The organism is Streptomyces coffeae (assembly GCF_016741875.1).
GTDB lineage: Bacteria > Actinomycetota > Actinomycetes > Streptomycetales > Streptomycetaceae > Streptomyces > Streptomyces coffeae.
Genome location: NZ_JAERRF010000008.1, coordinates 174,066 through 197,774, shown reverse-complemented (window position 1 = coordinate 197,774; position 23,709 = coordinate 174,066). Strand labels below are relative to the sequence as shown.

General features: G+C 72.2%; 17 protein-coding genes. 12 read left to right on the top strand and 5 right to left on the bottom strand.

All coding sequences use genetic code 11. The annotated features are described in order from the left end of the window. Window positions 1-173: 173 nt before the first annotated feature. Genes JK363_RS15845 through JK363_RS15835 form a run of 3 tightly spaced genes read right to left on the bottom strand, consistent with a single transcriptional unit; the run spans window position 174 to window position 2,856 of the window. Entirely contained in the window at window positions 174-416 is a 243-nt protein-coding gene (locus JK363_RS15845; protein WP_201875538.1) for a hypothetical protein, read from the bottom strand. Continuing rightward, window positions 413-2,572: a 4-alpha-glucanotransferase gene (malQ, locus tag JK363_RS15840; protein WP_201875537.1), complete on the bottom strand. Its 2,160-nt coding sequence runs from the start codon at window positions 2,570-2,572 to the stop codon at window positions 413-415. Before malQ ends, JK363_RS15845 begins: the two co-directional genes overlap by 4 nt. Then, the gene (locus JK363_RS15835; protein ID WP_201875536.1) at window positions 2,572-2,856 is read right to left on the bottom strand and encodes a hypothetical protein; all 285 of its coding nucleotides are present in this window, start codon (window positions 2,854-2,856) and stop codon (window positions 2,572-2,574) included. Before JK363_RS15835 ends, malQ begins: the two co-directional genes overlap by 1 nt. A 393-nt stretch (window positions 2,857-3,249) precedes the next feature. Between JK363_RS15835 and JK363_RS15830 the strand changes: the two genes are divergently transcribed. Next, window positions 3,250-6,240: a glycoside hydrolase family 84 protein gene (locus JK363_RS15830; RefSeq protein ID WP_201875535.1), complete on the top strand. Its 2,991-nt coding sequence runs from the start codon at window positions 3,250-3,252 to the stop codon at window positions 6,238-6,240. 56 nt (window positions 6,241-6,296) lie between these two features. Here JK363_RS15830 and JK363_RS15825 read toward each other — a convergent pair whose 3' ends face one another. After that, a complete protein-coding gene (locus JK363_RS15825) occupies window positions 6,297-6,833 on the bottom strand; it encodes an HNH endonuclease (RefSeq protein WP_201875534.1) in 537 nt (178 codons plus the stop codon). 463 nt (window positions 6,834-7,296) lie between these two features. Between JK363_RS15825 and JK363_RS15820 the strand changes: the two genes are divergently transcribed. The 7 genes from JK363_RS15820 (at window position 7,297) to JK363_RS15790 (ending at window position 15,308) form a co-directional block, all read left to right on the top strand. After that, window positions 7,297-8,379 (top strand): mechanosensitive ion channel family protein, encoded by a 1,083-nt coding sequence (locus tag JK363_RS15820; RefSeq protein ID WP_201875533.1) that lies wholly within the window; start codon window positions 7,297-7,299, stop codon window positions 8,377-8,379. A gap of 184 nt (window positions 8,380-8,563) precedes the next feature. Beyond that, on the top strand, window positions 8,564-9,784 hold the full coding sequence (locus JK363_RS15815; protein WP_236075817.1) for an ROK family transcriptional regulator: 1,221 nt from the start codon (window positions 8,564-8,566) through the stop codon (window positions 9,782-9,784). A 26-nt stretch (window positions 9,785-9,810) separates the two neighbouring features. Further along, window positions 9,811-11,139: an ABC transporter substrate-binding protein gene (locus JK363_RS15810; RefSeq protein ID WP_201875532.1), complete on the top strand. Its 1,329-nt coding sequence runs from the start codon at window positions 9,811-9,813 to the stop codon at window positions 11,137-11,139. Between the two features lie 11 nt (window positions 11,140-11,150). Then, complete coding sequence (locus JK363_RS15805) at window positions 11,151-12,104, top strand: carbohydrate ABC transporter permease (protein WP_201875531.1); 954 nt, start codon at window positions 11,151-11,153, stop codon at window positions 12,102-12,104. Window positions 12,105-12,130: 26 nt separating this feature from the next. Beyond that, window positions 12,131-13,036, top strand: a complete 906-nt coding sequence (locus JK363_RS15800) for a carbohydrate ABC transporter permease (protein WP_201875530.1) — start codon at window positions 12,131-12,133, stop codon at window positions 13,034-13,036. Beyond that, a complete protein-coding gene (locus tag JK363_RS15795) occupies window positions 13,033-14,295 on the top strand; it encodes a 6-phospho-beta-glucosidase (protein WP_215910947.1) in 1,263 nt (420 codons plus the stop codon). Before JK363_RS15800 ends, JK363_RS15795 begins: the two co-directional genes overlap by 4 nt. Next, window positions 14,286-15,308: an N-acetylglucosamine kinase gene (locus tag JK363_RS15790; RefSeq protein WP_307821739.1), complete on the top strand. Its 1,023-nt coding sequence runs from the start codon at window positions 14,286-14,288 to the stop codon at window positions 15,306-15,308. The genes JK363_RS15795 and JK363_RS15790 overlap by 10 nt, the downstream gene beginning before the upstream one ends. Before the next feature lie 72 nt (window positions 15,309-15,380). Here JK363_RS15790 and JK363_RS15785 read toward each other — a convergent pair whose 3' ends face one another. Beyond that, complete coding sequence (locus tag JK363_RS15785; protein WP_201875529.1) at window positions 15,381-16,664, bottom strand: hypothetical protein; 1,284 nt, start codon at window positions 16,662-16,664, stop codon at window positions 15,381-15,383. 581 nt (window positions 16,665-17,245) lie between these two features. On the opposite strand from JK363_RS15785, the gene JK363_RS15780 reads away from it, so the two are divergent. The 4 genes from JK363_RS15780 (at window position 17,246) to JK363_RS15765 (ending at window position 23,707) form a co-directional block, all read left to right on the top strand. Then, window positions 17,246-18,619: a GlnX family signal transduction membrane protein gene (locus JK363_RS15780; protein ID WP_201875528.1), complete on the top strand. Its 1,374-nt coding sequence runs from the start codon at window positions 17,246-17,248 to the stop codon at window positions 18,617-18,619. Next, window positions 18,616-19,662, top strand: coding sequence for a glutamate ABC transporter substrate-binding protein (locus tag JK363_RS15775; protein WP_201875527.1), 1,047 nt, complete (start codon window positions 18,616-18,618; stop codon window positions 19,660-19,662). Before JK363_RS15780 ends, JK363_RS15775 begins: the two co-directional genes overlap by 4 nt. A 204-nt stretch (window positions 19,663-19,866) precedes the next feature. Next, entirely contained in the window at window positions 19,867-21,198 is a 1,332-nt protein-coding gene (locus JK363_RS15770) for a coiled-coil domain-containing protein (protein ID WP_201875526.1), read from the top strand. Next, window positions 21,191-23,707, top strand: coding sequence for a serine/threonine-protein kinase (locus JK363_RS15765; RefSeq protein WP_201875525.1), 2,517 nt, complete (start codon window positions 21,191-21,193; stop codon window positions 23,705-23,707). The genes JK363_RS15770 and JK363_RS15765 overlap by 8 nt, the downstream gene beginning before the upstream one ends. Window positions 23,708-23,709 lie beyond the last annotated feature (2 nt).

Here is a 23,709-nt window from a genome sequence, read left to right as displayed (position 1 = left end):
ACTCTCCGTGGCACGGCAGGAGTCGGCGCGCGTACACCCGCGCACTGTGGCGGAGACAACGCGGTGGGATCCGGCCGCGGACCCGGCCGCGCAGACGACAAAGGCGCCCCCGGCCGGATGGCCGGGGGCGCCTTCGCAGCGCCGCCCAGGGCGCTTTCGTCGATCGCCCGGTGTCAGTCGGTCTGCTTGCCGGACTTCTTGTCTCCGACCATCACCAGACCGGCGATCACCAGGAAGAGCACAATCGGAGTGACGACGTAGAGGCCGAGCGTCTCGGCGACGCTCAGGCCCGGACCCGGGTCGTCACCGTCATCGGGGGTGAGCCCGAACGCGGGGGACGACATCAGCACCATCGCCGTCGTCGCGGCGACCACGGCCCCGGCGCGCACGGCGTTCTTTTTGACCTTGTTGCTCACGGACTCAACTTATCCGACGCCTCCGCGCGGGTCGTGCGCGGGGTGGTCCCGGAGGCACCCCGCCTCCCCGGCGCGGCGGGCTCCTCCCGTACGGCACGGGCCGGCTCGGCCATCAGGTCGTGCAGCCGGGGCGAGGCCACCAGCTCCTCCAGCGAGACGGGCCGCCCCGTGGCATCGGCGATCGGCAGCCGCCAGTTGGGGTACTGGTCCCAGGTGCCCGGCAGATTCTGCGGTCTGCGGTCCCCCACCGCGTCCGGCAGCCACACCCCCACCATCCGGGCCGGGGTGCGCAGCAGAAAGCGGTGGACGGCCCTGATGGCCGCCTCCTCGTCACCGGTTCCCTCGGGCAGCAGCCCCAGCCGCCCCAGCAGCGCCAGCCACTCCGCGACCTCGACCGCGTCCGCGGCGCGCTCCTCGGCGAGCGGGCGGGTGAGCAGCCCCAGCCGGTGGCGCAGCTCGACGTGGTCGCCGGTGAACCGCGCGGCGGTACTCGGCAGATCGTGGGTGGTGGCGGTGGCCAGACAGTCGGCGCGCCACTCCTCGGGGGCCAGTGGCCGGGGCGTACCAGCCCCGTTGTAATTCCGCTCGAACCACAGCACCGAGGTGCCCAGCACCCCGCGCCGCGCCAGGGTCTCCCGTACGCCGGGCTCGACCGTGCCCAGGTCCTCCCCGATGACGACCGCGCCCGCGCGGTGCGCCTCCAGGGCGAGTACCCCGAGCATGGCTTCCGCGTCGTAGCGGACGTAGGTCCCCTGGACCGGCTCCCGGCCCTCGGGGACCCACCACAGCCGGAACAGGCCCATCACATGGTCGATACGCAGCGCGCCCGCGTGGCGCAGCAGTCCGCGCAGCAGCTCGCGGTAGGGGGCGTAGCCGGTGGCGGCGAGGGCGTCCGGGCGCCAGGGCGGCAGACCCCAGTCCTGGCCACGGGAGTTGAACGCGTCGGGGGGCGCCCCGATGGACATCCCGGAGGCGAACACATCCTGCTGGGCCCAGGCGTCGGCGCCGGAGGGGTGCACCCCGACCGCCAGGTCGTGCACCAGGCCGATGCCCATGCCCGCCTCGCGGGCGGCGCGCTGGGCGGCGGCGAGCTGGGCGTCGGTGAGCCAGGCGAGCCAGCAGTGGACGTCGATGCGGTCCAGGTGCTCACCGCGGGCGCGGGCGGTGCGGGCGGAGCGCGGGTCGGAGAGGCCGTCGGGCCAGCCGCGCCACTCGGGGCCGTGGGTCTCGGCCAGCGCGCACCACAGGGCGTGGTCCTCCAGGGCCTGGCCGCGCTCGGCGAGGAAGTCGCAGTAGGCGGCGCGGCGGCCGGGGCTGAGCGGCACGGTCCGCACCAGTTCCAGGGCCTCGCGCTTGAGCGCCCACACCGCGTCCCGGTCGATCAGCGCGCCCTCGGACAGGACGGCTGTGCGTAAGCGCGCGGCCGACTCCAGGAGCTGGTCGGCGCGCGTCCGGGCGGCGCCGCGCAGCTGGGCGTACTCGGGCACGTCCTCGACCCGCAGATGGACCGGGTCGGGGAAGCGGCGCGAGGAGGGGCGGTAGGGCGAGGGGTCGGTGGGGGTGCCGGGCACCGCCGCGTGCAGCGGGTTGAGCTGGACGAAGCCGGTGCCGAGCGCCCGGCCGGACCAGGCGGCGAGGTCGGCCAGGTCGCCGAGGTCGCCCATGCCCCAGGAGCGGGCGGACAGCAGCGAGTAGAGCTGGACGAGAAAGCCGTGGCTGCGCGCCGGAGGGATGGGCATCCGGTCCGGAGCGGCGATCAGGGTGGCGCGGGCCCGGCGGCCGTCGGGCGCCTGTGCGGTCAGGGTGTGGGCGCCGGGCGGCAGCGCGGGCAGTCGCTCGGCGGCGAGGCCGTCCACCGGCCCCCACGTGTGCAGTGCGCCGTCCTCGGTGCGCACCCCCAGCACGGTGCCCTCGGGCACGCTCGGCCGGGGTGTGCTACCGGGGCGCACCACCACGCAGGGCGGCAGCAGCCGGTCGCGCTCACGGCTCGTATGCCGGGCGAGCGCTTCGGTGACGGATCGGGGGGTGGAGGCGTCCACGCCGAGCGCGGCGAGTACGGCGACGACTGTGTCCTCCGGCACCTGGACGGTGCGGCCCGGGGCGGGCTCGTAGGAGGTGGCGACACCGTGCAGCTCGGCGAGCCGCGCTCTGCCCATCAGAACTCCATCGGCTCCAAGCCCGCTCCGCAGGCGGCGGCGGTCGGCTCACTGGTCAGGGGAAGTTCGGCGGCGAGCGGGGGCTCGCTGGTCAGCGGAACGTTGTCGGCGAGCGGAGGCTCGCTGGTGAGGGGCGCCTCGGTGGCACCGCCGGTCCCGAAGCCGTCCAGTCCGCACAGTCCGCAGTCGGGGTCGGAGACCCCGTGGAAGGGATCCGTGTCACTGGATGCCTCGGGCACGGGTTTGGACAGGGCGGAGAGCAGAAGCTGAGCTGACGCGGCCACACGGACCTCCGTGGGGTGTCGGCAGTAGGTCAACGTCGCGCTTACCCACTCGCGACAGGTACAGACGTAAACAACCCCCGGACGTGCCGTACCTCACATCCCGCCCGAGCGGCGATTTGTCGGCGACAGGGGATCGGGGACACAGAGTTTACGAACAGGACCACCCCTCGTCCGTCAGACTTGCGGGGGCGTGCCCCATGGTGTGTCCGGCCGGTGCGGCCCGTGCCGGACGCGGCAAAGGCGGCACATCGGTCGCCCGCGTTGACACCCTCAGCGGGGTGGTGGTGGGCTCATCGCCTGTTGGCGACGTGGGTGACGCATGCCGTCTATCGGATCAGGGAGAAGCCGGTGCAGTTCGGGGGGAAGAGGCACAGGGCGGCGGGGGCGACGGCCATGGCGGCCGCCGTCATCGGCGGTCTGCTCGGCGGCGCTCCGGGAGCGAGCGCCGCACCCGTGGACCACGACGGGCCCGGCACCTCCGCGCCGGACCGCGACAGCGACGGCGGGGTGCCCCCCATCTGGCCGCGCCCCCAGTCGCTGCGCGCCCAGGGCGGCCAGGTCGCCGTGGGGGACGAGGCCACGCTCATAGCCGACGGCGACGCCGATCCGTACGCGCTGGACGCGCTGCGCGCCCTGTTGCACGACGCCGGGGTGCGCACGGTCCACGAGGCCACACCGGGTGGCCGCACCCCGGCGCGCGGACTGGTGGTGCACGCCGGAGGCCGCGGAGCACAGTCCGCGCTGCGCGCCCTGCGCGCACCCGAGCGCGGCGATCTCCCCTCCGGCGGCTATCTGCTGGCCACCGGATCGGTGGACGGGCGGCCCACCGCGGCACTGTCCGGCGTCGGCCCGGACGGGCTCTTCCACGCCGTCCAGACCCTGCGCCAGCTGCTGGTGGAGCGCCACGGCCAGAACGGCCGCGGCCAGGACGGCAAGGCGTTCGCCGGAGTGACCGTCCGCGACTGGCCTGGCACGGCCGTACGCGGCACCACCGAGGGCTTCTACGGCTCCCCCTGGTCCCGGGCCGACCGGCTGGCCCAGCTCGACTTCATGGGCCGTACCAAGCAGAACCGCTATCTCTACGCGCCCGGCGACGACCCCTACCGGCAGTCCCGCTGGCGCGACCCCTACCCGGCCGCCCAGCGCGAGCAGTTCCGCGAACTGGCCACCCGCGCCCGCGCCAACCACGTCACCCTGGGCTGGGCGGTCTCCCCCGGCCAGCAGATGTGCTTCGCCTCCTCCGACGACGTCAAGGCGCTGCTGCGCAAGGTGGACGCGATGTGGGCGCTCGGGGTGCGCGCCTTCCAGCTCCAGTTCCAGGACGTCAGCTACAGCGAATGGCATTGCGGAAAGGACAGCGACGCCTACGGCTCAGGACCGGAAGCGGCCGCCAAGGCGCAGGCCACGGTGGCCAACGCACTCGCCCGCCATCTGGCCGGGCGCCACCCCGGCTCCGTTCCGCTCTCCCTGATGCCGACCGAGTACTACCAGGACGGGGCCACCGACTTCCGGCGCGTGCTGGCCTCCGGTCTCGACCACCGCGTCGAGGTGGCCTGGACCGGTGTCGGGGTGGTGCCGAGGACCATCACCGGCGGCGAGCTGGCCGGAGCCCGGTCCGCGTTCGGCCACCCGCTGGTCACCATGGACAACTACCCGGTCAACGACTACGCGCAGGACCGCGTCTTCCTCGGCCCGTACACCGGCCGGGACCCGGCGGTGGCCACCCAGTCCGCGGGGCTGCTGGCCAACGCCATGGAGCAGCCGACCGCCTCCCGGATCCCGCTGTTCACCGCCGCTGACTTCGCCTGGAACCCGCGCGGCTACCGCCCGGAGGAGTCCTGGGGCGCGGCCATCGACGACCTGGCAGGACCGGACGCCAGGACCCGCGCGGCACTGCGCGCCTTCGCCGGGAACGACGCCTCCTCGATGCTCGGCGGCGATGAGTCGGCCTATCTGCGCCCGCTGATCACGGCGTTCTGGTCGGCGCTCGGCGACACCGACGTGAAGCGGCTGGAGCGGGCGTCGGACCGGCTGCGCAACGCCTTCCGCACCATGCGCGACGCCCCCGGCCGGCTGGCCGGGAAGCTGGGTGGTGATGTCCGCCCCTGGCTGGCCCAGCTGGGGCGGTACGGCGACGCCGGGGTGCGCGCCGTGGACATGCTCACCGCCCAGGCGCGCGGTGACGGCGCCGCGGCCTGGAAGGCCCGGGTCGCGATGGAGGGGCTGCGCGAGAAGATCGCGGACAGCCGGGTGACGGTGGGCAAGGGCGTCCTGGACCCCTTCCTGACCAAGGCCGCCGACCACGCGGACACCTGGCTGGGCATGGACCGCGCGGGTGCGGAGGGGCTGCGCACCTCCGGCGGCGACCGCGCGGCGGCCGACGGCAAGGTCACCACCACGGTGGATGCCCCGAGCCGTCCGGTCACGGTGCGCTTCGGCCGTACCCGCCCCCTCAGCTCCGTCTCCGCGCTCACCACCCCGGTGGCGGGCGGCTCACCGGGCACGGTCGAGGCGCATGTCCCGGGCGAGGGCTGGCGGAAGCTGGGCGCGCTGTCCTGCGGCGGCTCCACCCAGGTGGCGGGCGAGGACATCCGGGCGGACGCGATCCGGCTCAGCTGGGCGGCGGGCACCACCGCCCCGGACGTCCATGAGCTGACCCCCTGGTTCGCCGACACCCCGGCCGTGAAGCTGCGGATGTCGCACCGAGTGGCGGACGCGGAGTCCGGCGGGCCACCCGCGGTGGTCGACGCCGAGCTCACCTCGCTGCGCCCCGGCGACGTCAGCGGCGACCTCACCCTCCGGCCGCCGCGCGGCATCACCGTCCGGGCGCCCGACGGGGTGACGGCGCCGCGCGGCGGTACGGCCACGGTCCGGCTGGAGATATCGGTCGCCAAGGGCACCAAGGCGGGCAGCTACACCGTGCCGGTCCGGTTCGGCTCGCAGCAGCGGAAGCTGACCGTACGGGTCCTCCCGCGCACCGGCGGCCCGGACCTGGCCCGCGCCAAGGGCGCCAGTGCGACCTCATCGGGCGACGAGAGCTCCGGCTTCCCGGCCTCCGCCGCCGTGGACGGCAAGGCGGACACCCGCTGGTCCTCCCCGGCGAAGGACAGTGCATGGCTCCAGCTGGAGCTGGCCCGCCCGGCCCGGGTCGGGCGGCTCGAACTGCGGTGGCAGGACGCCTACGCCTCGCGCTACCGCGTCCAGGTCTCCGAGGACGGCCGCACCTGGCGTACGGCGGCCACGGAGGACCACGGCACGGGGGGCCGGGAGTCGGTCCGGCTGGACGCCCCGGACACCCGGTTCATCCGGATCCAGGGCGTGGAGCGGGCGACCCGCTTCGGCTACTCGCTCTGGTCGGTGTCGGCGTACGCGGTGGAGACGTAGAGATCGGGTTGCCCGCCGCGGACGGCGCGGCGGGCAGACATGACGATGGCCCGGTCTCAGGCGGATTTGCCGTCGATCCGGGCCATGGCGTCTTCCGCGCCGTATGCCTGGAGGTATGGCAGCCAGCGCGGGTCCCTATGCCCGGTGCCGATGATGCGCCAGGCCAGCCCGGACGGCGGCGCGGGTTGATGACGCAGCCGCCAGCCGATCTCGGCGACATGGCGGTCGGCCTTGACGTGATTGCAGCGACGGCACGCGGCGACCACGTTCTCCCAGGTGTGCTGACCACCGCGACTGCGCGGAATGACGTGATCGACGCTGGTTGCGACGCCACCGCAGTACGCGCATCTGCCGCCGTCACGGGCGAACAGAGCACGGCGGGTGAGCGGGACGGGGCCGCGAAAGGGCACCCTCACAAAGCGCTTCAGCCGGACGACGCTGGGAGCGGGTATGACGCGGGTCGCGCTGTGCATCAGGGCGCCTGAGTCCTCAAGGCTGACGGCCTTGTCGTTGAGGACGAGAATGAGCGCGCGGCGGAGCGGTACGACGCCGAGCGGCTCGTACGACGCGTTGAGGACCAGGACATGCGGCACGGATGCCTCCTTGTACGCCGGCGGCGCGTGGCTCGCGCCGGGACGATCTCCCCCAGTTTCCCCTGAACCCTGGCCGGAACGCCACTATCACCGGGTTAACGGTTGAGAGGCATTTCCTCGTACCCCGCGTATACCGTCCGCTCACCACGCCGCCACCGGGCCGTCCGACCACCGTCCGGGCAGCCCGCGCGGGGCCGTTGCGGTTCCGCGGACCGGCCCCGCGGACCGACGGGGGCACGGCGGGGAGTGGCAAGAATCACGGGCCCCGGAGCGCGTACCGGAGCGCGTTTCCCGTCCGGCGGAAAGAGGGAGCTGAGGCCGGTCCGCCCGCTCATGCGCGCCCCCTGGACGCGCTCGCGCGCTCTCGAACACAGGAACGGCACATTCCCGCGCCCGGCTACTGTGTGAGGACTGCGCGCGCGGGCGATCCGTGCGGGCATGTCGCACACGAAGGGTTTCTGCTGTGTTCTGGTCCGCTGCTCTGGCCGCTGACTCGACGCCTCGTCCCACGACCCTCGACGACGCACAGGAGAGCGCCACCAATGCCGCGGGGTGGGTCGAGGAGAACTGGTCCACCTGGTTGAACGTCGGGCTGCGCATCGCCCTGATCCTGGTGATCGCGTTTGTGGCCCGCCACCTCGTCCGGCGTGCCATCACCAAGCTGATAGAGCGGATGAACCGCACCGCCCAGGCGGTCGACGGCACCGCGCTCGGCGGGCTGCTGGTCAATGTGGAGCGGCGGCGGCAGCGGTCCGCGGCGATCGGCTCGGTGCTGCGCTCCGTCGCGTCGTTCATGATCATGGGCTCCGCGGGGCTGATGATCCTCTCCGCCCTGAAGATCAATCTCGCACCGCTGCTCGCCAGCGCCGGTGTGGCCGGTGTCGCGATCGGTTTCGGCGCCCGCAACCTGGTCACCGACTTCCTCTCCGGTGTCTTCATGATCCTGGAGGACCAGTACGGCGTGGGCGACTCCATCGACGCCGGGGTCGCCTCCGGTGAGGTGATCGAGGTCGGGCTGCGCGTCACCAAGCTGCGCGGGGACAACGGCGAGATCTGGTACGTGCGCAACGGCGAGGTGAAGCGGATCGGCAACCTCAGCCAGGGCTGGGCGACCGCGAACGTCGACGTCCAGGTGCGGGCCGACGAGGACCTGGACCGGGTCCGCGCGATCATCACCCAGGTCGGTGTGGAGATGGCCAAGGACGAGCCCTGGAACGAGCGGCTGTGGGAGCCGGTCGAGGTGCTGGGGCTGGACGCGGTCTATCTGGACTCCATGGTGGTGCGGGTCTCGGCGCGCACCATGCCGGGCAAGGCGCTGGGCGTCGAGCGCGAGCTGCGCTGGCGGATCAAGAAGGCGCTGGAGGCGGCGGGCATCCGGCTGGTCGGCCATCCCCCGGAGGCCGCCCTGGAGACAGCGGCCGGCGATCCGGCGGCGGGCATGAGCGCGCCCTCGGTCCTGGCCAACCCCGACTCCCCGCAGTCCCAGGCGGCCAGCTCGATTCCGCCGCCCGCCCCGGCGGCCGCCCAGCCGCCCGTACAGAAGTGACACCCAGGGTTTCCGCCTGAGACGACGCTCCCGCCCCCGTTCCGGGGACGGGAGCGTCCGTCGTCCGGGACAGGCCGGGCCCCGCCGCACCCATTGACGCCGGATGGCCCGGCGCCTACGTTTCTGTTCATCGATAGGAAAGTTTCCTAACAGAGCCGCTTCACCCGAGCCAGGGGGCACCGCCATGGCCGCACCACCCGGCAGCACACCCGGCACCCCACGCGTACTGCGCGCCATGAACGACCGGGCCGCACTGGAGCTGCTGGCCGCGTACGGACCGCTCACCCGGACCCGGCTCGGGGAGCTGACCGGGCTGTCCAAGCCCACCGCCTCCCAGCTGCTGTCCCGTCTGGAGTCCGCCGGTCTGGTCCGGACCACCGGCAATGTGACCGGGCGGCCGGGACCCAACGCCCAGCTGTACGAGATCGATCCGGCCGCCGCCCATGTCGCCGCGCTCGCCGTGGACCAGACGGGCATCACCGCCGCCGTCGCCGACATCACCGGCCGCACCGTCGGCGACCACCGGGTGGCCGCCCCCGCGGACGACCGGACGCCGAGCACACCTCCCGCCGAACTGGTGGCCAAGGCCGTCAACGGGGCACTGGCCGCCGCCGGTCTTGACCACGGCGCGCTGCACTCCACCGTCATCGGCACCCCCGGCGCGCTCGACCCGCGCACCGGCACCCTGCGCTACGCGTCCCATCTGCCCGGCTGGCAGTCCCGCACCCTGCGGGACGACCTGGCCCGGGTCCTGGGCACCCCGGTCGTCATCGAGAACGACGTCAATCTCGCGGCCGTCGCCGAACAGCACCACGGCACCGCCCAGGACGTCGACAACTTCGTGCTGGTCTGGGCCGACGAGGGGGTCGGCGCCGCCATTGTGCTCGGCGGCACCCTGCTGCGCGGGGCCACCGGCGGGGCCGGGGAGATCGGCTATATGCCGCTGCCGGGGGCACCGCTCGCCCGCGGCGGCCAGGACGACGCCGCCCGGCCGGACGCGGGCGGCGGGTTCCAGAAGCTGGTCGGCTCGCCCGCCGTGGTCGAGCTGGCCCATGACCACGGGATCGACGCGCCCAGCGCCGCCAAGGCGCTGACCGCGGCCCTGCGCACCCCCGGCGCGGGCGACGCGGTGCTCACCGAGCTGGCCCACCGGCTGGCCACCGGGCTCGCCTCCGTCGTCGCGGTGGTCGACCCCGAACTGGTCGTGCTGTCGGGCGAGATCGCGCAGGCCGGAGGGGAGCGGCTGCGGGAGCTGGTGGAGGCCGAGCTGACCGGACTCGCCCTGCCCAGGCCGGAGATACGGATCAGCGCGCTCGAAGGGGATCCGATCCTGCTCGGCGCACTGCGACAGGCCCTGACCGATGCCCGCCACACGGTGTTCGACACCGCCCGCCTCGACGTCTGACTCCCCCGCCCCCGAAGGACGTCCCCATGCCACGACGAACGGCATCCCTCCTCTCGGTCCTGAGCACCTGTGCCCTCCTGCTGGCGGGCTGCGCCAACCCGAGCACCGGCAGCGCCGAGGACGATCCGACCAAGCCCGTAACGCTGCGGTTCTGGCACGGCTGGGCGGAGAAGAACGAGGTCAAGGCGATCAATGACAGCATCGCCCGGTTCGAGGAGCTCCATCCCCACATCAGGGTCAAGGCCATCGGAAACGTCACCGACGCCACCGTGAACCAGGCGCTGCGGGCCGGTGGGGACGATGCCCCCGACGTGGTCTCGTCCTTCACCACCGACAACGTGGGGCAGTACTGCTCGTCCGGGATGTGGGTCGATCTCGACCCCTTCATGAAGAAGACCGGTCTGGACAAGCACCGGGTCTTCCCCACCGCCCTGCTGGACTACACGAGTTACCGGGGCGAGCAGTGCGCCCTGCCGCTGCTCGCCGACGCCTTCGGCCTCTACTACAACAAGGACGCCTTCAAAGAGGTGGGCATCGAGCGCCCGCCGCGCACCATGTCGGAGCTGAAGCGCGACGCGGCCAAACTGACCCGGCGCGCCAAGGGCGGCGGTTATGAACGGGTCGGTTTCATGCCCAACTTCCGTCTCTACGAGAACAGCCCGGAGCGGCTGTTCGCCCAGTGGGGACCGTCCTATTTCGACAAGCGCGGAAAGGCACGGCTGGCGGAGGAACCGGCGGCCAGGGAGTTCTTCGCCACCCAACGGGAGCTGATCCGCCGCCAGGGCGGCTACGGCCCGCTGGAGCGGTTCCGTACCTCCTTCGGTGACGAGATGTCCTCGCAGAACGCCTTTCTGACCGGAAAGCTGGCCATGCACCTGGACGGCGAATGGCGCGGCCGCTCCCTCAAGGACGCCCCCTTCGCATGGGGCACCGCTCCGCTGCCCGTTCCGGACGACCGGCCGGAGACCTACGGCCGGGGCTTTCTCACCGGCACGGTCGTGGGCATCGCCCACAGCAGCACCCATCAGAACGCCGCCTGGGAACTGGTGAAATTCCTGACCTCGGACACCGATCAGGTCGTCGCCTTCGCCAACGCCATTCACAATGTGCCGTCCACCAAGGCCGCGCTGGCGTCCCCCGAGCTGGATTCCGATCCGGCGTTCCGCACCTTTCTCCGTATCGCCGGGAACCGCTACAGCAGCGCCCTTCCGGCCTCGATCAACGGCGGACAGTACGTCGCCTCGCTCCAGGACTTCGGTTACGCGGTGGAATCGGGCCGGGTGCCCGACCTCGGCAAAGGACTGAGGGAGCTGGACGAACAGATCGACGCCGACAATCTCCAGGCCCAGAACTGACGGAGTGCGCCATGGCCCCCCTCACCGCTGCCCCCGCCCTGCGCCGCAAAGCCGTGCGCGAGCGGCTGCGCACCCTCGGATTCCTCTCACCCTGGCTGATCGGCTTCACGGTGTTCTTCGGCTATCCGCTGATCGCCACCGTCTATTTCTCCTTCATGCACTACAACCAGATCGAGACTCCCACCTTCGTGGGGCTGCGGAACTGGCGGTATGTGTTCGAGCAGATGCCGCTGTTCGGCCCGGCGCTGTGGAACACCCTGTGGCTGGTCGTGGTGATGGTCGCGCTGCGGGTGGTCTTCGGGCTGGGCATCGGGCTGCTGGTCACCAAGGTGAAAACCGGGGTGGGGTTCTTCCGCACCGCGTTCTACCTGCCGTATCTGGCCCCGCCGGTGGCGGCCACGGTCGCGTTTGTCTTTCTGCTCAATCCCGGCACCGGACCGGTCAACGCGATCCTCGGGAATCTGGGCATCCACGCCCCCAACTGGTTCAACGATCCGGCCTGGGCCAAGCCCTCGCTGGTGATGCTCTCGCTGTGGGGCATCGGCGACCTCATGGTCATCTTCATGGCCGCACTGCTGGACGTCCCCCGTGAGCAGTACGAGGCGGCCGAGCTGGACGGCGCCGGGGCGCCGGCCACCTTCCGCTATGTGACCTGGCCGTCGATCACTCCGATCGTGATGTTCGCGGTCGTGACGGGTGTGGTCCAGACGATGCAGTACTACACCCAGGCGCTGGTGGCCGGAAAGCTGGCCTCCGGTGTCAGCGTCGGCCCCGGCTCGGTCATCCAGCCCGGCTATCCCGACCACTCCACGCTCACCGTGCCGCAGCTCGTCTACTCGCTCGGCTTCCAGAACTTCAACACCGGCGCCGCGTGTGTGCTCTCGCTGGTGCTCTTCGCCATCGCGATGGCCGTGACCACGCTGCTGATGCGCCGCCGCGCCGGCCTGCTGTCGGCCGAGGACTGAGCCGAGGACTGAGAGGACCGATCCGCATGACCGCGACCACCACCCTCCCGGCGCCCGCCGCCCCCTCGCGCCCCGCCGCCCGCCGCTCCCCCGCCCCCGCGGCCCGCCGCCGCGCGGCGCTGGAGTGGATCGCCGTGCACACCGTCGCCCTCGCCGCGGCGCTCTTCTTCCTTCTGCCGTTCGTCTTTGTCTTTCTGACCTCGGTGATGAGCGACGACCAGGCGATGAGCGGCGAGTTGTGGCCGCATGAGTGGCACTGGTCGAACTACGCCGAGGTGTTCTCCACCCCCGGTTTCGCGGACTGGTGGCGCAATTCGCTGCTGTACGCGGGACTCGGCACCCTTTTCACCGTCTGCTCCTCCGTTCCGGTGGCCTACGCACTGGCGAAATTCCGTTTCCGGGGCCGCCGGACCGCCATGCTGCTGGTCATCTCCACCATGATGCTGCCGCCCCAGGTCATCGTGATCCCGATGTATCTGGTCTGGGCGCAGCAGCTCCATCTGTCGGGTTCGCTGTGGCCACTGATCATTCCGATGGCGTTCGGTGACGCGTACTCCATCTTCCTGTTGCGCCAGTTCCTGCTGACGATTCCCCGGGAGTATTTGGAGTCGGCCAGGATCGACGGCTGCGGGGAACTGCGGACCCTGCTCCGCGTGGTGGTCCCGATGGCGAAGCCGGGCATCGCCGCCGTCGCGCTCTTCCAGTTCTTCTATTGCTGGAACGACTACTTCGGCCCGCAGATCTACGCCGCGCAGAATCCGGGCGCCTGGACACTCAGTTACGGCCTGGAGAGCTTCAAGAGCGCGCACAGCGTCAACTGGAATCTGACGATGGCCGCGACCCTCCTGGTCATGGCCCCCGTCATCGCCGTCTTCTTCTTCGCCCAGAAAGCCTTCGTCGAAGGCGTCACACTGACAGGAGTCAAGGGTTGAAGCTCGCAGTGGTGGGTGGGGGATCCACCTACACCCCCGAACTCGTGGACGGATTCGCCCGGTTGCGGGATCTGCTCCCGCTGGAGGAGCTGGTCCTCGTCGACCCGGCCGCCGACCGGCTGGAGCTGGTCGGCGGTCTGGCCCGCCGGATCTTCGCCCGTCAGGGCCACCCCGGCCGGATCTCCTGGACCGCCGATCTGGACGCGGGTGTGGACGGCGCGGACGCGGTGCTGCTGCAACTGCGCGTCGGCGGACAGGCCGCGCGCGATCAGGACGAGACCTGGCCGCTGGAGTGCGGCTGCGTCGGCCAGGAGACCACCGGGGCGGGCGGGCTGGCCAAGGCGCTGCGTACCGTCCCGGTGGTGCTGGACATCGCCGAGCGGGTGCGCGCCCGCAACCCCCGCGCCTGGATCGTGGACTTCACCAATCCGGTGGGGATCGTCACCCGGGCGCTGCTGTCCTCCGGACACCGCGCGGTCGGGCTGTGCAACGTGGCCATCGGCTTCCAACGGAAGTTCGCGAAGCTGCTGAGCGTCGCGCCCGGGGAGGTGTCGCTGGAGCACGTCGGGCTCAACCACCTCACCTGGGAGCGCGCCGTGCGGATCGGCGGCCCGGACGGCGAGGACGTCCTGCCCAAACTGCTCGCCGAGCACGGCGACGCCGTGGCCGAGGACCTGCGGATGCCCCGCGCGCTGCTCGACCGGCTCGGTGTTGTCCCCTCCTACTACCTGCGCTACTTCTACCAGCACGACGCGGTGGTGCGGGAGCAGCGGACCCGGCCGTCCCGGGCGGCGGAGGTCGCGGCGATCGAACGGGAGCTGCTGGAGATGTACGGCGATCCGGCGCTCGACGAGAAGCCCGAACTGCTCGGCAGGCGCGGCGGGGCCTTCTACTCGGAGGCCGCGGTCGATCTGACCTCCTCGCTGCTGCGGGACACCGGCGAGGTACGGATCGTCAACACGGTCAATGACGGCACCCTGCCCTTCCTCCCCGACGACGCGGTGATCGAGGTCCCGGCGACGGTGGACGCTCAGGGCGCGAAGCCACTGCCGGTGCGCCCCCTGGAGCCGCTGTTCGCCGGGCTGATCGCCCAGGTGACGGCGTATGAGGACCTGGCGCTGGAGGCGGCTCTGCGGGGCGGACGGGAGCGGATCTTCCGGGCGCTGCTCGCCCATCCGCTCATCGGCCAGCTCGAGTACGCCGAGAGGCTGACCGACGACCTGATCGCGCACAACCGGGAGCACCTGGCGTGGATCTGACCCAGTCCGTATCCCCTCCGGCCACGGCGGGCCGGGCGGTCCTGGCGATCGACGCGGGCAACAGCAAGACCGATGTCGCGCTGGTCGCCCCGGACGGCTCGGTCCTCGGCACGGCCCGCGGCGGCGGTTTCCGGCCGCCGGTGGTGGGCTCCGAGCGGGCCGTGGACGCGCTGGCGCCACTGGTGGAGCGGGCATCCCTGGCGGCGGGCGGGCCGGGGTCCGCGCGGATCGGCCATGTCTCGGCGTGTCTGGCCAACGCCGATCTGCCCACCGAGGAGGAGGAGTTGACCGACGCGCTGACCGCCCGCCGCTGGGGCGCCGGTGTCACCGTGTCCAACGACACCTTCGCGCTGCTGCGGGCGGGGGTGGCCGACACCGGGGAGCCGACCGGTGTCGCCGTCGTCTGCGGCACGGGCATCAACTGCGCGGGGCTGGGCCACGGCGGCCGTACCGCCCGGTTCCCGGCCGTCGGCCGGCTCTCCGGCGACTGGGGCGGCGGGGGCTTTCTGTCCGAGGAGGCGCTGTGGTGGGCGGCGCGTGCCGAGGACGGCCGTGGCGAGCCGACCGAACTGGCCCGCGCCCTGCCCGCGCACTTCGGCCTGACCACGATGTACGAGCTGATCGAGGGGCTGCATCTGGGTGCGCTGAAGGCCGCGCGGCGGCTGGAGCTGACACCGGTGCTCTTCGCGGTGGCCGCGTCCGGCGATCCGGTCGCGGGCGCGATCGTGGCCCGGCAGGCCGAGGAGGTGGTCACCCTGGCCACGGTCGCGCTGACCCGGCTCGGTCTGCTGGCCGAGCCGACCCCGGTGATCCTGGGCGGTGGGGTGCTGGCGGCCCGTCATCCGCTGCTGGACGACCGGATCCGCGCACTCCTCGCCGAACGCGCCCCCAAGGCCGAGCCCCGTGTCATCACCGCCCCGCCGGTACTCGGCGCCGCGCTGCTGGGTCTGGACCGTATGGGCGCGCCCGCGGGGGCGCATGCCCGGCTGCGCGAGCAGTACCGGCGGGGGTGAGCCGGCACCTCATCAGGCAGGGAGGCGGAGGGGACCGGCGGGGCCTGCCCGCCGATCCCCTCCCGGGGACGGTCAGCCGACGCAGCCCGCGATGGGCACCGGGCTGCCGACGCAGTTGGTGGGCTGGTTGCCCGTTACGGATGTGCTACTCAACGTGACGCTTGTGTTGGTGCTGGAGATACCGCCAGGCGCGGCACTGGAGGTGTTGTCCCTGACGCTGCTGTCCGTCGCTGTGACGGAACCGCCGTTATTGAAGATGCCGCCGGCGGCGCCGTTGGCGACGGTGTTCTCGTTGACCGCGGAGCGCTGGAGAACCAGGGTGCCGTCGTTGTAGATGCCACCGGAGTCGTTGTCCGCGGTGCCGTTGACGGAGTTGCGGTTGACTGTGGAGTTCACCAGGGTCAGGGTGCCGTCGTTGTAGAACCCTCCGCCCTGGGCCCCGCTGCCGGCGGTGGTCAGGGTGTTGCGGTTGACCGAGGACCCGGTCACGGTCAGGTTCGCATCGTTGTAGATGGCCCCGGCGAAGCCGGCCGTCGTCGTCCTGGTGGTGGTGTTGAGGCTGAAAGCGCTGTTGGAGATCTTGACGGTACCGCCGTCGAAGTCAGCGCCCGCGCCATCCCCGGTGCTGCCGTTGACGATGTTGCGGCTGAAGGCGCTGCCGGTGATCGTGATGTTCGACGTGCCGGTGTCGTTGTTGACTCCTCCGCCCTCCACGGCCCGGTTCCCGGTCACAGCGGCGTTGGTGAGGGTCGATGTGCCCTCGGAGTTGACGGCCCCGCCGTGGAGGCCGGAGACGTTGTCGGTGTAGACGTCGGCGCTCGAGGTGCTGGTGCCACTGGCGAGGACGCTGATGGCACCGCCGTCGCTGGTGGCGGTGTTTTCGATGAATCTGTTTCTGGAGGAGTTCAGGGTGCCGCCGCCGTTCACCAGGACGCCGCCGCCCTGGCCGGTGACGGAGCCGCCCCGGAGGGTGAGGCCGGTGAGCGACAACGTGCCGCCACTGCCGATCTCGAAGATCCGGAACGAAGGCGCCGTGGAACTCCGCACGATGGTGGCGCCGTTCCCGGTGATGCTCACCGACCCCGTGATGACCGCCAGCCCGTTGTCCGGATTGTCCGCTGCCGTCAAGGTGTACGTACAGCCGGACGCGAGACTCAGCGACCCACCCGTGGCGGCCACTCCGGCCACCGCCGTCACCAGCGCCGCGTCATTGCACGGCACCGAAGCGGCGTACGCCGGCGCCGCGGCGGGCACGGTCACCAGACCCGCGGCCCCCAGCGCCACCGCCCCCGCCAGCGACGCCCACCGCCGCCCGGACCGTCTACGGGGCCCGCACAGGGCCTTGTTCCACATCATGGGGTCCTCCTAGTACGAGTCGGTTCGATTCAGGTGCTCACGCGCCAACGCCGCGGCGCGAGGAAGAGAGGAGGGGCGACCGGTGGCGCCTCGATCCGTGCGTTCCCGGAGGGCGTTGGGCAGCCGGAATCGTCGCGGCACACCCCTGGGGAGAGGGGTAGTGGAGTGGGAAGGGGTCGGATGGCCCCGCGTCCGTCTCCCGCCGGGACGCCGGCCACCTCGCGGCTGAGCCGATGCCATCCCAGTAAGGCGTGGACCGTACGGGAGATCCATGGTCATGACGGGGATTCACCCGAAGAGACCATTTGTCACACTGTGCACTCCACCGGCATCGGCCGGAGCGGGAACCGGCCGGTGGTGCGCGGCGTGCTCACAGAGGGGACCCATGCTCGGCCCTGGCGGTCACCGGCCATCCGGACGTGATCGCGAAGCGGAGATCGCGATCCGAACAAGATCGAGGCAGTACCGATGACCCCGCCGGGGGCTGCGGTCATACTGCTGCCGGGGGATCCAGAGTTCGCCGCAGCCGGGCGGCGGGCCGCGAGAGCGACCGAGGGGTTCCGGACCGAGGGGGAGGTCTTGTGTCATATCCGCCGACCACCGGCAGAGCCGCGCCGCCACCCGCGCCCGCGGCTCCGCCCCGCACCGCGTGGCGCGAGGGCGTCGACCGCGCGCGGGCGGCGGCCACGACCGAGCCGGGGCGGCTGCGCATCATCGGGGCCGTACTGGCCGTGCTGGTGGTGGCGTTCGGGGCGGTGACCGCCTGGCAGGTCACGGACCGTCAGTCGGCGGCGGACGCGGTGGCCGGGCGCAGCCAGCCGCTGAGCGCCGACGCCGCCCGGATCTACCGCTCCCTGGCCGATGCCGACACCACGGCCGCCAGCGGCTTCCTGGCGGGCAAGGAGGAGCCCGCGGAGGTCCGGAAGCGGTACGAGAAGGACATCAGCACCGCGTCCCAGCTGCTGGTGCGGGCCGCGGCCACCACCGACGGCGCGGCCTCCGCCCGGGAGGAGATACGCACCATCAACCGGCTGCTGCCGGTCTACACCGGCCTGGTGGAGTCCGCGCGCGCCAACAACCGCCAGGGGCTGCCGCTGGGCGGCGCGTATCTGCGCTATGCCAACGACACCATGCGCGGCGGGCTGCTGCCCGCGGCCGGCAGGCTCTACGAGGCGGAGACGGCCCGCCTCGGCGAGGACTACGGGGACGCCAAGGCATGGCCCTGGGCGGCGCTCGGCACCGGTGTGCTCGCGCTGGGCGCGCTGGGCTGGGCTCAGCGCCGGAACTACCGCCGGACCAACCGGGTGTTCAACCACGGTCTGCTGGCCGCCACCGCCGCCGCCACGGTGGTGCTGCTGTGGATGGTGGTCGGCCACGCCGTGGCCCGCGCCCAGCTGAACGATTCCGATGAGCACGGCGCGGCGTCGCTGTACGTGCTCAACGAGGCGCGGATCGACGCCCTCCGAGCCCGTGCCGACGAGAATCTGACGCTGGTCGCGCGCGGCGCGGTCGTCGTCGAGAACGGCGCGGACAAGGGCAAGGACGCCTATGAGGTCAGTTACGGCTCCCGGATGAAGAGCCTGGCCGGGGATCTGCGCGGGGCGCGGGAAGCCGCGGACGACAGCGCCGGACGCGATCCGGTGGACAGCGCCGTCTCGGCGGTCCGGGAGTGGCAGAAGCGGCATCAGGCCGCCCGCAGCGCCGATGACGCGGGGGACTACGGCGAGGCGCTGAAGAAGGTCATCGGCTCCGGGGACAGCACCGGTCGGTCCTTCGACACCGTGGACACCCTGCTGGCCAAGGCCGTCGACCACGAACAGCGGGAGTTCCAGCGGGCGGCCGACGACGGGCGGGGCGCGTTCACCGCGATGGCCGCCGGGGCCGGGGTGCTGGCCGCGCTGGGGGCCCTGGGCGCGGTGCTGGGCATCGGCCGCAGACTGTCGGAGTACCGATGAGGGTGATGGGGGGCATCAGCATGCGAGCGGTGCGATCGGCCGCCGCGGTGGCGGTGTGCACCCTGGGGGTGGCCACGGCGATCGTGGTGCCCGCCATGGTGGACGGGGACAACGGCGGTCGCGGCGGCCGGAGCGAAGCGGCGGACCGGCGTCCGCAGGCGCTGCGGGCCGGGCACCGGACCGCGGCGGACAGCTGCAAGAAGCCGGAGGCGAGTCTGCGGCCGTCGGGCGCGAGCGGCCCGGCCATCAAGCGGATCAAGAACCGTCAGATCAACGGCCACAAGGTCGGCAAGCTGATCGCGGGCGTCGACCAGAACAGCTACCGCTGGGGCTACCGCAACCCGGCCACCGGCGATCTCACCGGTTTCGACATCGACATCGTGCGCGCCATCGCCAAGGACATCTTCGGCGATCCGGACGCGGTCATCTACCGCACCATTCCCACCAGTCAGCGCATCAAGGCCCTTCAGCAGGGCAAGGTGGACGTGGTGGTGCGCACCATGACCATCAACTGCGACCGGATCAAGGACGTGGCGTTCTCCACCGCGTACTTCCAGGCCGGTCAGCAGGTGCTGGTCGACGAGGGCTCGTCCATCACCGGCTACAACCGGACGCTGCGCGGCAAGAAGGTGTGCACGGCGGGGGGTTCCACCGCCGAGGCCGAGCTGGACAAGCCGGGGACCGGCGCCAAGGCGCTCGGAGCGATCAAGGTCAAGCCGGTCCCCAATCAGCTCGACTGCCTGGTCAGGCTGCAACTGGGCGAAGTGGACGCGGTGATCACGGACAACGCCCTGGCGGCGGGCCAGGCCGCCCAGGACCCCTCCGTCAAGCTGGTCGGCTCCCGATTCACCGATGAGCTGTACGGCGTGGCGATGAACAAGGGCGACGACGACCTGGTACGCCGGGTCAACGAGGTGCTGGCGGACTACCGCAAGGGCGGTGACAACAGCCCCTGGATGCGCGCCTACCGCAAGTGGCTCGCGGAGGATTTCGGCGGCGCGCAGGAGAACCCCGCGCCGCCGGATCCCGTGTACAAGGACTGAGGGGTATGACGCGGAATCGGCCGAGGACGGAACCGGAAAGGGGCGGCGGCGGAAAGAGGCTGTGGCGGACGGCGATTCGAGGATGACGGACCGGTAAGGATTAGCGCCCGACTCGCACGCGTAGGGATGACCGCGTAGGCGTGACCGCGTAGGGATGACGCAGTAACGGATCACACGGCGGATACGGACACGGAGAGGTGATCGATGGGGGTCCCGGGACCCTTCACCAGCGCGGCGGGGACACCCGACGGGCCGGCCATGGGCCGCGAGGAGGTGGACCGCGTGCTGACGAAGCTCGCCGCCGAGCACGAGGCGATCGAGTCCTCGCTGCTCGCCCTCCAGGACCACGCGGGCAGAAGACTTCTGGAGGGCGCCGAGCTGACCGGTGTCACCAAGGAGCGCTGGGCCACCACCGAGCAGGCCGTATCCCTGCTGTGGAGCTACTTCGACGCGTACACCGACGCCCTCGGCCGCGCCCGTGAGGTGCGCGCCCGCCACCGCTGGCCCACCGCGGGCGAGTTGGCCGAGCTCACCGAGTTGCTGCGCGGCCCCGGGATCACGCTGCCCAGCAGCGCCACCCTCACCGGATCGCCGCTGCTGAGCGAGCAGTTGAGCCTGGACCGGCTGGTGGACCGGATGAACCGCTGGTACGCCGAGGCGCTGGATGTCATCGTCACCGCGGACGCCGTGTGGTCCGCGCTGCCCGCCCGGATCGACATGCTCTCCGCGGAGCTGCACCGCACCCGTTCCCTGGCCCATTCGGTGGGTGTGCGCCCCGGTGAGCACCCCTCGGGCGACGATCTGGAGCGGATCACCGCCGAGTTGACCGCGCTCCGCGCGGACGTGGTCTCCGATCCGCTGGCGTTCTGGAAGCAGAAGAAGAGCGGCAGTTCGGCGCCGGGCGGCGGCTCCCCGGACACCGAGCGCTACGACCGCGCGGCGCGCGCCCTGGAGGATGTGCGGCGCGAGATCGAAGCGGTGCTGGACGTGCGGCAGGACGCGGAGCGGCGGCTGATGCGGCTGCGCGATGTACTCTCCCGCGCGGACCGCACCCTGGCGGAGGCCCGGCAGGCACGGGGTGAGGTGCTGGCGAAGATCGCGGCGTCCGAGGTGCCCGCGGTCAGCGGCCCGCCGACCGCGCTGCACGAGCAGCTGGTGGCCGCGGCCGACTACCGCAGACGCTCCCAGTGGCACCGGCTCTCGCCGCTGCTGGAGAGCCTGGAGCAGCGGGTCGACGACGAGCTGCTGCGGGCCCGGGAGTCCCTGACGGCGGTGACCGCGCCGCTCGCGGTCCGTGCCGAGCTGCGCGGCCGGCTCGACGCGTACAAGGCGAAGGTCGCCCGGCACGGTATGGCGGAGGATCCGCTGCTGGTGGAGCGGTACGACGCGGCGCGCCGGATGCTGTGGAGCGCCCCCTGCGATCTGCGGGCGGCCGAGCAGGCGGTGCTGCGCTATCAGCAGGCCGCGGCCGAGGCCCTCGTACCCCGCCAGGCGGGCCCCACCGATCACGGCACCCAGGGGGCACGGCATGAGTGAAGCGGTCAGCTGCCAGCGGCGTGACTGCGGCGGTTCGTACGAGGACGTGGGCGGCGGCGAACTGTACTGCGACACCTGCGGAATGGCTCCGGTCGTCTCCCGGGAGGGGCTGGTCGGTTCGCCGCCCACCGGGGTGGCGGGCGGGGGCCGCGGCGGCTCCGCGCCCTCGGCCCGGTCCTCGCGCGGGTCGCGCGGCTCCCGGTCGGCGCGCTCCTCCTCGTCCCGGCGTTCGGTCTCCGGGCGGCTGTCCCGCACATCGCTGTCGGGGCGCTCCTCGGGGCGGTCGGTCTCGGTGCGCAGCTCCCGCTCCAGCTCCTCCTCCGCCTCCGGGCGGAACGCCCTGGGCGCGGGCCTGGTCAGCGTCCCCGAGGTGCCGCGCCCCGATCCGCGGACGGCGGTGCTGGCCAACCCCGAGGTGCCGGAGCGGAAGCGGTTCTGCAGCCGGGGGGACTGCGGGGCGCCGGTGGGCCGGGCCCGCGGCGACCGTCCGGGCCGTACCGAGGGCTTCTGCACCAAGTGCGGTCATCCGTACTCCTTCGTACCGAAGCTGCGCCCCGGCGATGTGGTCCACGGGCAGTACGAGGTGGCGGGCTGTCTGGCCCACGGCGGTCTCGGCTGGATCTATCTGGCCATCGACCGCGCGGTCTCCGACCGCTGGGTGGTCCTCAAGGGCCTGCTGGACACCGGCGACGAGGACGCGCTCGCGGCCGCCGTCTCCGAGCGCCGGTTCCTCGCCGAGATCGAGCATTCGAACATCGTCCGCATCTACAACTTCGTCGAACATCTCGACCAGCGCACCGGCAGCCTCGACGGCTACATCGTCATGGAGTACGTCGGCGGCAAGTCGCTGAAGGACATCGCCAACGAGCGGCGCACCCCGGACGGCCGCCGGGATCCGCTGCCGGTGGAGCAGGCGTGCGCGTACGGTATCGAGGCGCTGGAGGCCCTGGCCCATCTGCACAGCCGCAATCTGCTCTACTGCGACTTCAAGGTCGACAACGCGATACAGCAGCAGGACCAGCTCAAGCTGATCGACATGGGCGCGGTCCGGCGGATGGACGACGAGGACAGCGCGATCTACGGCACCGTCGGCTACCAGGCGCCCGAGATCTCGGACGCCGGTCCGTCGGTCTCCTCCGATCTGTACACGGTGGCGCGCACGCTCGCGGTGCTCACCTTCGACTTCCAGGGCTACACCAACGTCTACGCGGACAGCCTGCCCGACCCCGGGAACATCGAGGTCTTCCGGCGCTACGAGTCGTTCTACCGGCTGCTGGTGCGGGCCACCGACCCCGATCCGGGGCGCCGGTTCGCCTCCGCGCAGGAGATGGCCGACCAGCTGACCGGCGTGCTGCGGGAGGTCGTGGCAGTCCAGACCGGGCGGCCGCGGCCCGCCCTGTCCACGCTCTTCGGACCCGAACCGCGGGTGGTGGACACCGGGTTGTTCGCCGCGGATGGCCAGGATCCGTCCGTACTGGGCGCGCGGGACACCGGGCGCCGGGGCGCGGATGGCCGGGGCGCGGCGGGAGGAGGCCCGGCGGGGCAGCCGCCGGACCCGCCGGCCCTGCCGCTGCCCGCGCTCGCCCCGCTGGACACCCGGGCCATCGCCCTCGCGCTGCCGGTGCCGCTGGTGGACCAGGCCGATGCCAACGCCGGATTCCTGGCCGGGCTGCTGACCGCGGCGCCCGCCGAGCTGAGCGCCGCCCTCCAGAACGCCCCCGCCGACTCCCTGGAGCTGCGGCTGCGCCGGGTGCGCGCCCAGCTGGAGCTGGGCCAGGCGCAGGAGGCGGGCACCGCGCTCTCCGGTCTGGAGGCCGCGTACAGCGACGACTGGCGGATCGTCTGGTACCGGGGGCTGCACGCGCTGGCCACCGGCGACCATGCGACGGCCGCGCTCTCCTTCGACGCCGTCTACGACGCGTTCCCCGGTGAGCCCGCGCCCAAGCTGGCGCTCGCGGTCTGCGCCGAGGTTCTCGGCCAGCTGGACAACGCGGCGGAGTACTACCGGCTGGTGTGGACGACCGATCACAGCTTTGTGAGCGCCGCCTTCGGCCTCGCCCGGGTGCGGCTGTCCGCCGGGGACCGGGCGGGGGCGGTGCACGCCCTGGAGTCGGTGCCGGAGTCCTCGATCCACTACACGGCGGCGCGGGTCGCCGCGGTGCGGGCGCGGCTGCGCCAGCGCGCACCGTATGACGCCCTGCTGGCCGATCTGACGGCCGCGGCCCTCCAGGTCGAGCGGCTGGGCGAGTTCGGACTGGACGCGGTGCGGCGCGAGCGACTGCGTACGGAGGTGCTGGGCAGTGCGCTGGATTGGGTACTGTCCGGCGGCAGCGGAGCGCCCCCGGGTCACACCGGGCCGCCTCTGCTCGGCAGCAGCCTGGACGAGCGCGGGCTGCGCTTCGGATTGGAACGCTCGTACCGGGTACTCGCCAGGCTCGCGCAGCGGGGCGAGGAAAGGATCGAACTGGTGGAGCGGGCCAACCGTTTCCGCCCCAGGACGTGGGTGTGATC

Bases quoted from the DNA above. Each gene is read 5' to 3' on its own strand.
- JK363_RS15785 (WP_201875529.1), bottom strand. From the start codon at position 16,664: ATGATGTGGAACAAGGCCCTGTGCGGGCCCCGTAGACGGTCCGGGCGG.
- JK363_RS15810 (WP_201875532.1), top strand. From the start codon at position 9,811: ATGCCACGACGAACGGCATCCCTCCTCTCGGTCCTGAGCACCTGTGCC.
- malQ (WP_201875537.1), bottom strand. From the start codon at position 2,572: ATGGGCAGAGCGCGGCTCGCCGAGCTGCACGGTGTCGCCACCTCCTAC.
- JK363_RS15805 (WP_201875531.1), top strand. From the start codon at position 11,151: ATGGCCCCCCTCACCGCTGCCCCCGCCCTGCGCCGCAAAGCCGTGCGC.
- JK363_RS15775 (WP_201875527.1), top strand. From the start codon at position 18,616: ATGAGGGTGATGGGGGGCATCAGCATGCGAGCGGTGCGATCGGCCGCC.
- JK363_RS15830 (WP_201875535.1), top strand. From the start codon at position 3,250: ATGGCGGCCGCCGTCATCGGCGGTCTGCTCGGCGGCGCTCCGGGAGCG.
- JK363_RS15815 (WP_236075817.1), top strand. From the start codon at position 8,564: ATGGCCGCACCACCCGGCAGCACACCCGGCACCCCACGCGTACTGCGC.
- JK363_RS15800 (WP_201875530.1), top strand. From the start codon at position 12,131: ATGACCGCGACCACCACCCTCCCGGCGCCCGCCGCCCCCTCGCGCCCC.
- JK363_RS15765 (WP_201875525.1), top strand. From the start codon at position 21,191: ATGAGTGAAGCGGTCAGCTGCCAGCGGCGTGACTGCGGCGGTTCGTAC.
- JK363_RS15770 (WP_201875526.1), top strand. From the start codon at position 19,867: ATGGGGGTCCCGGGACCCTTCACCAGCGCGGCGGGGACACCCGACGGG.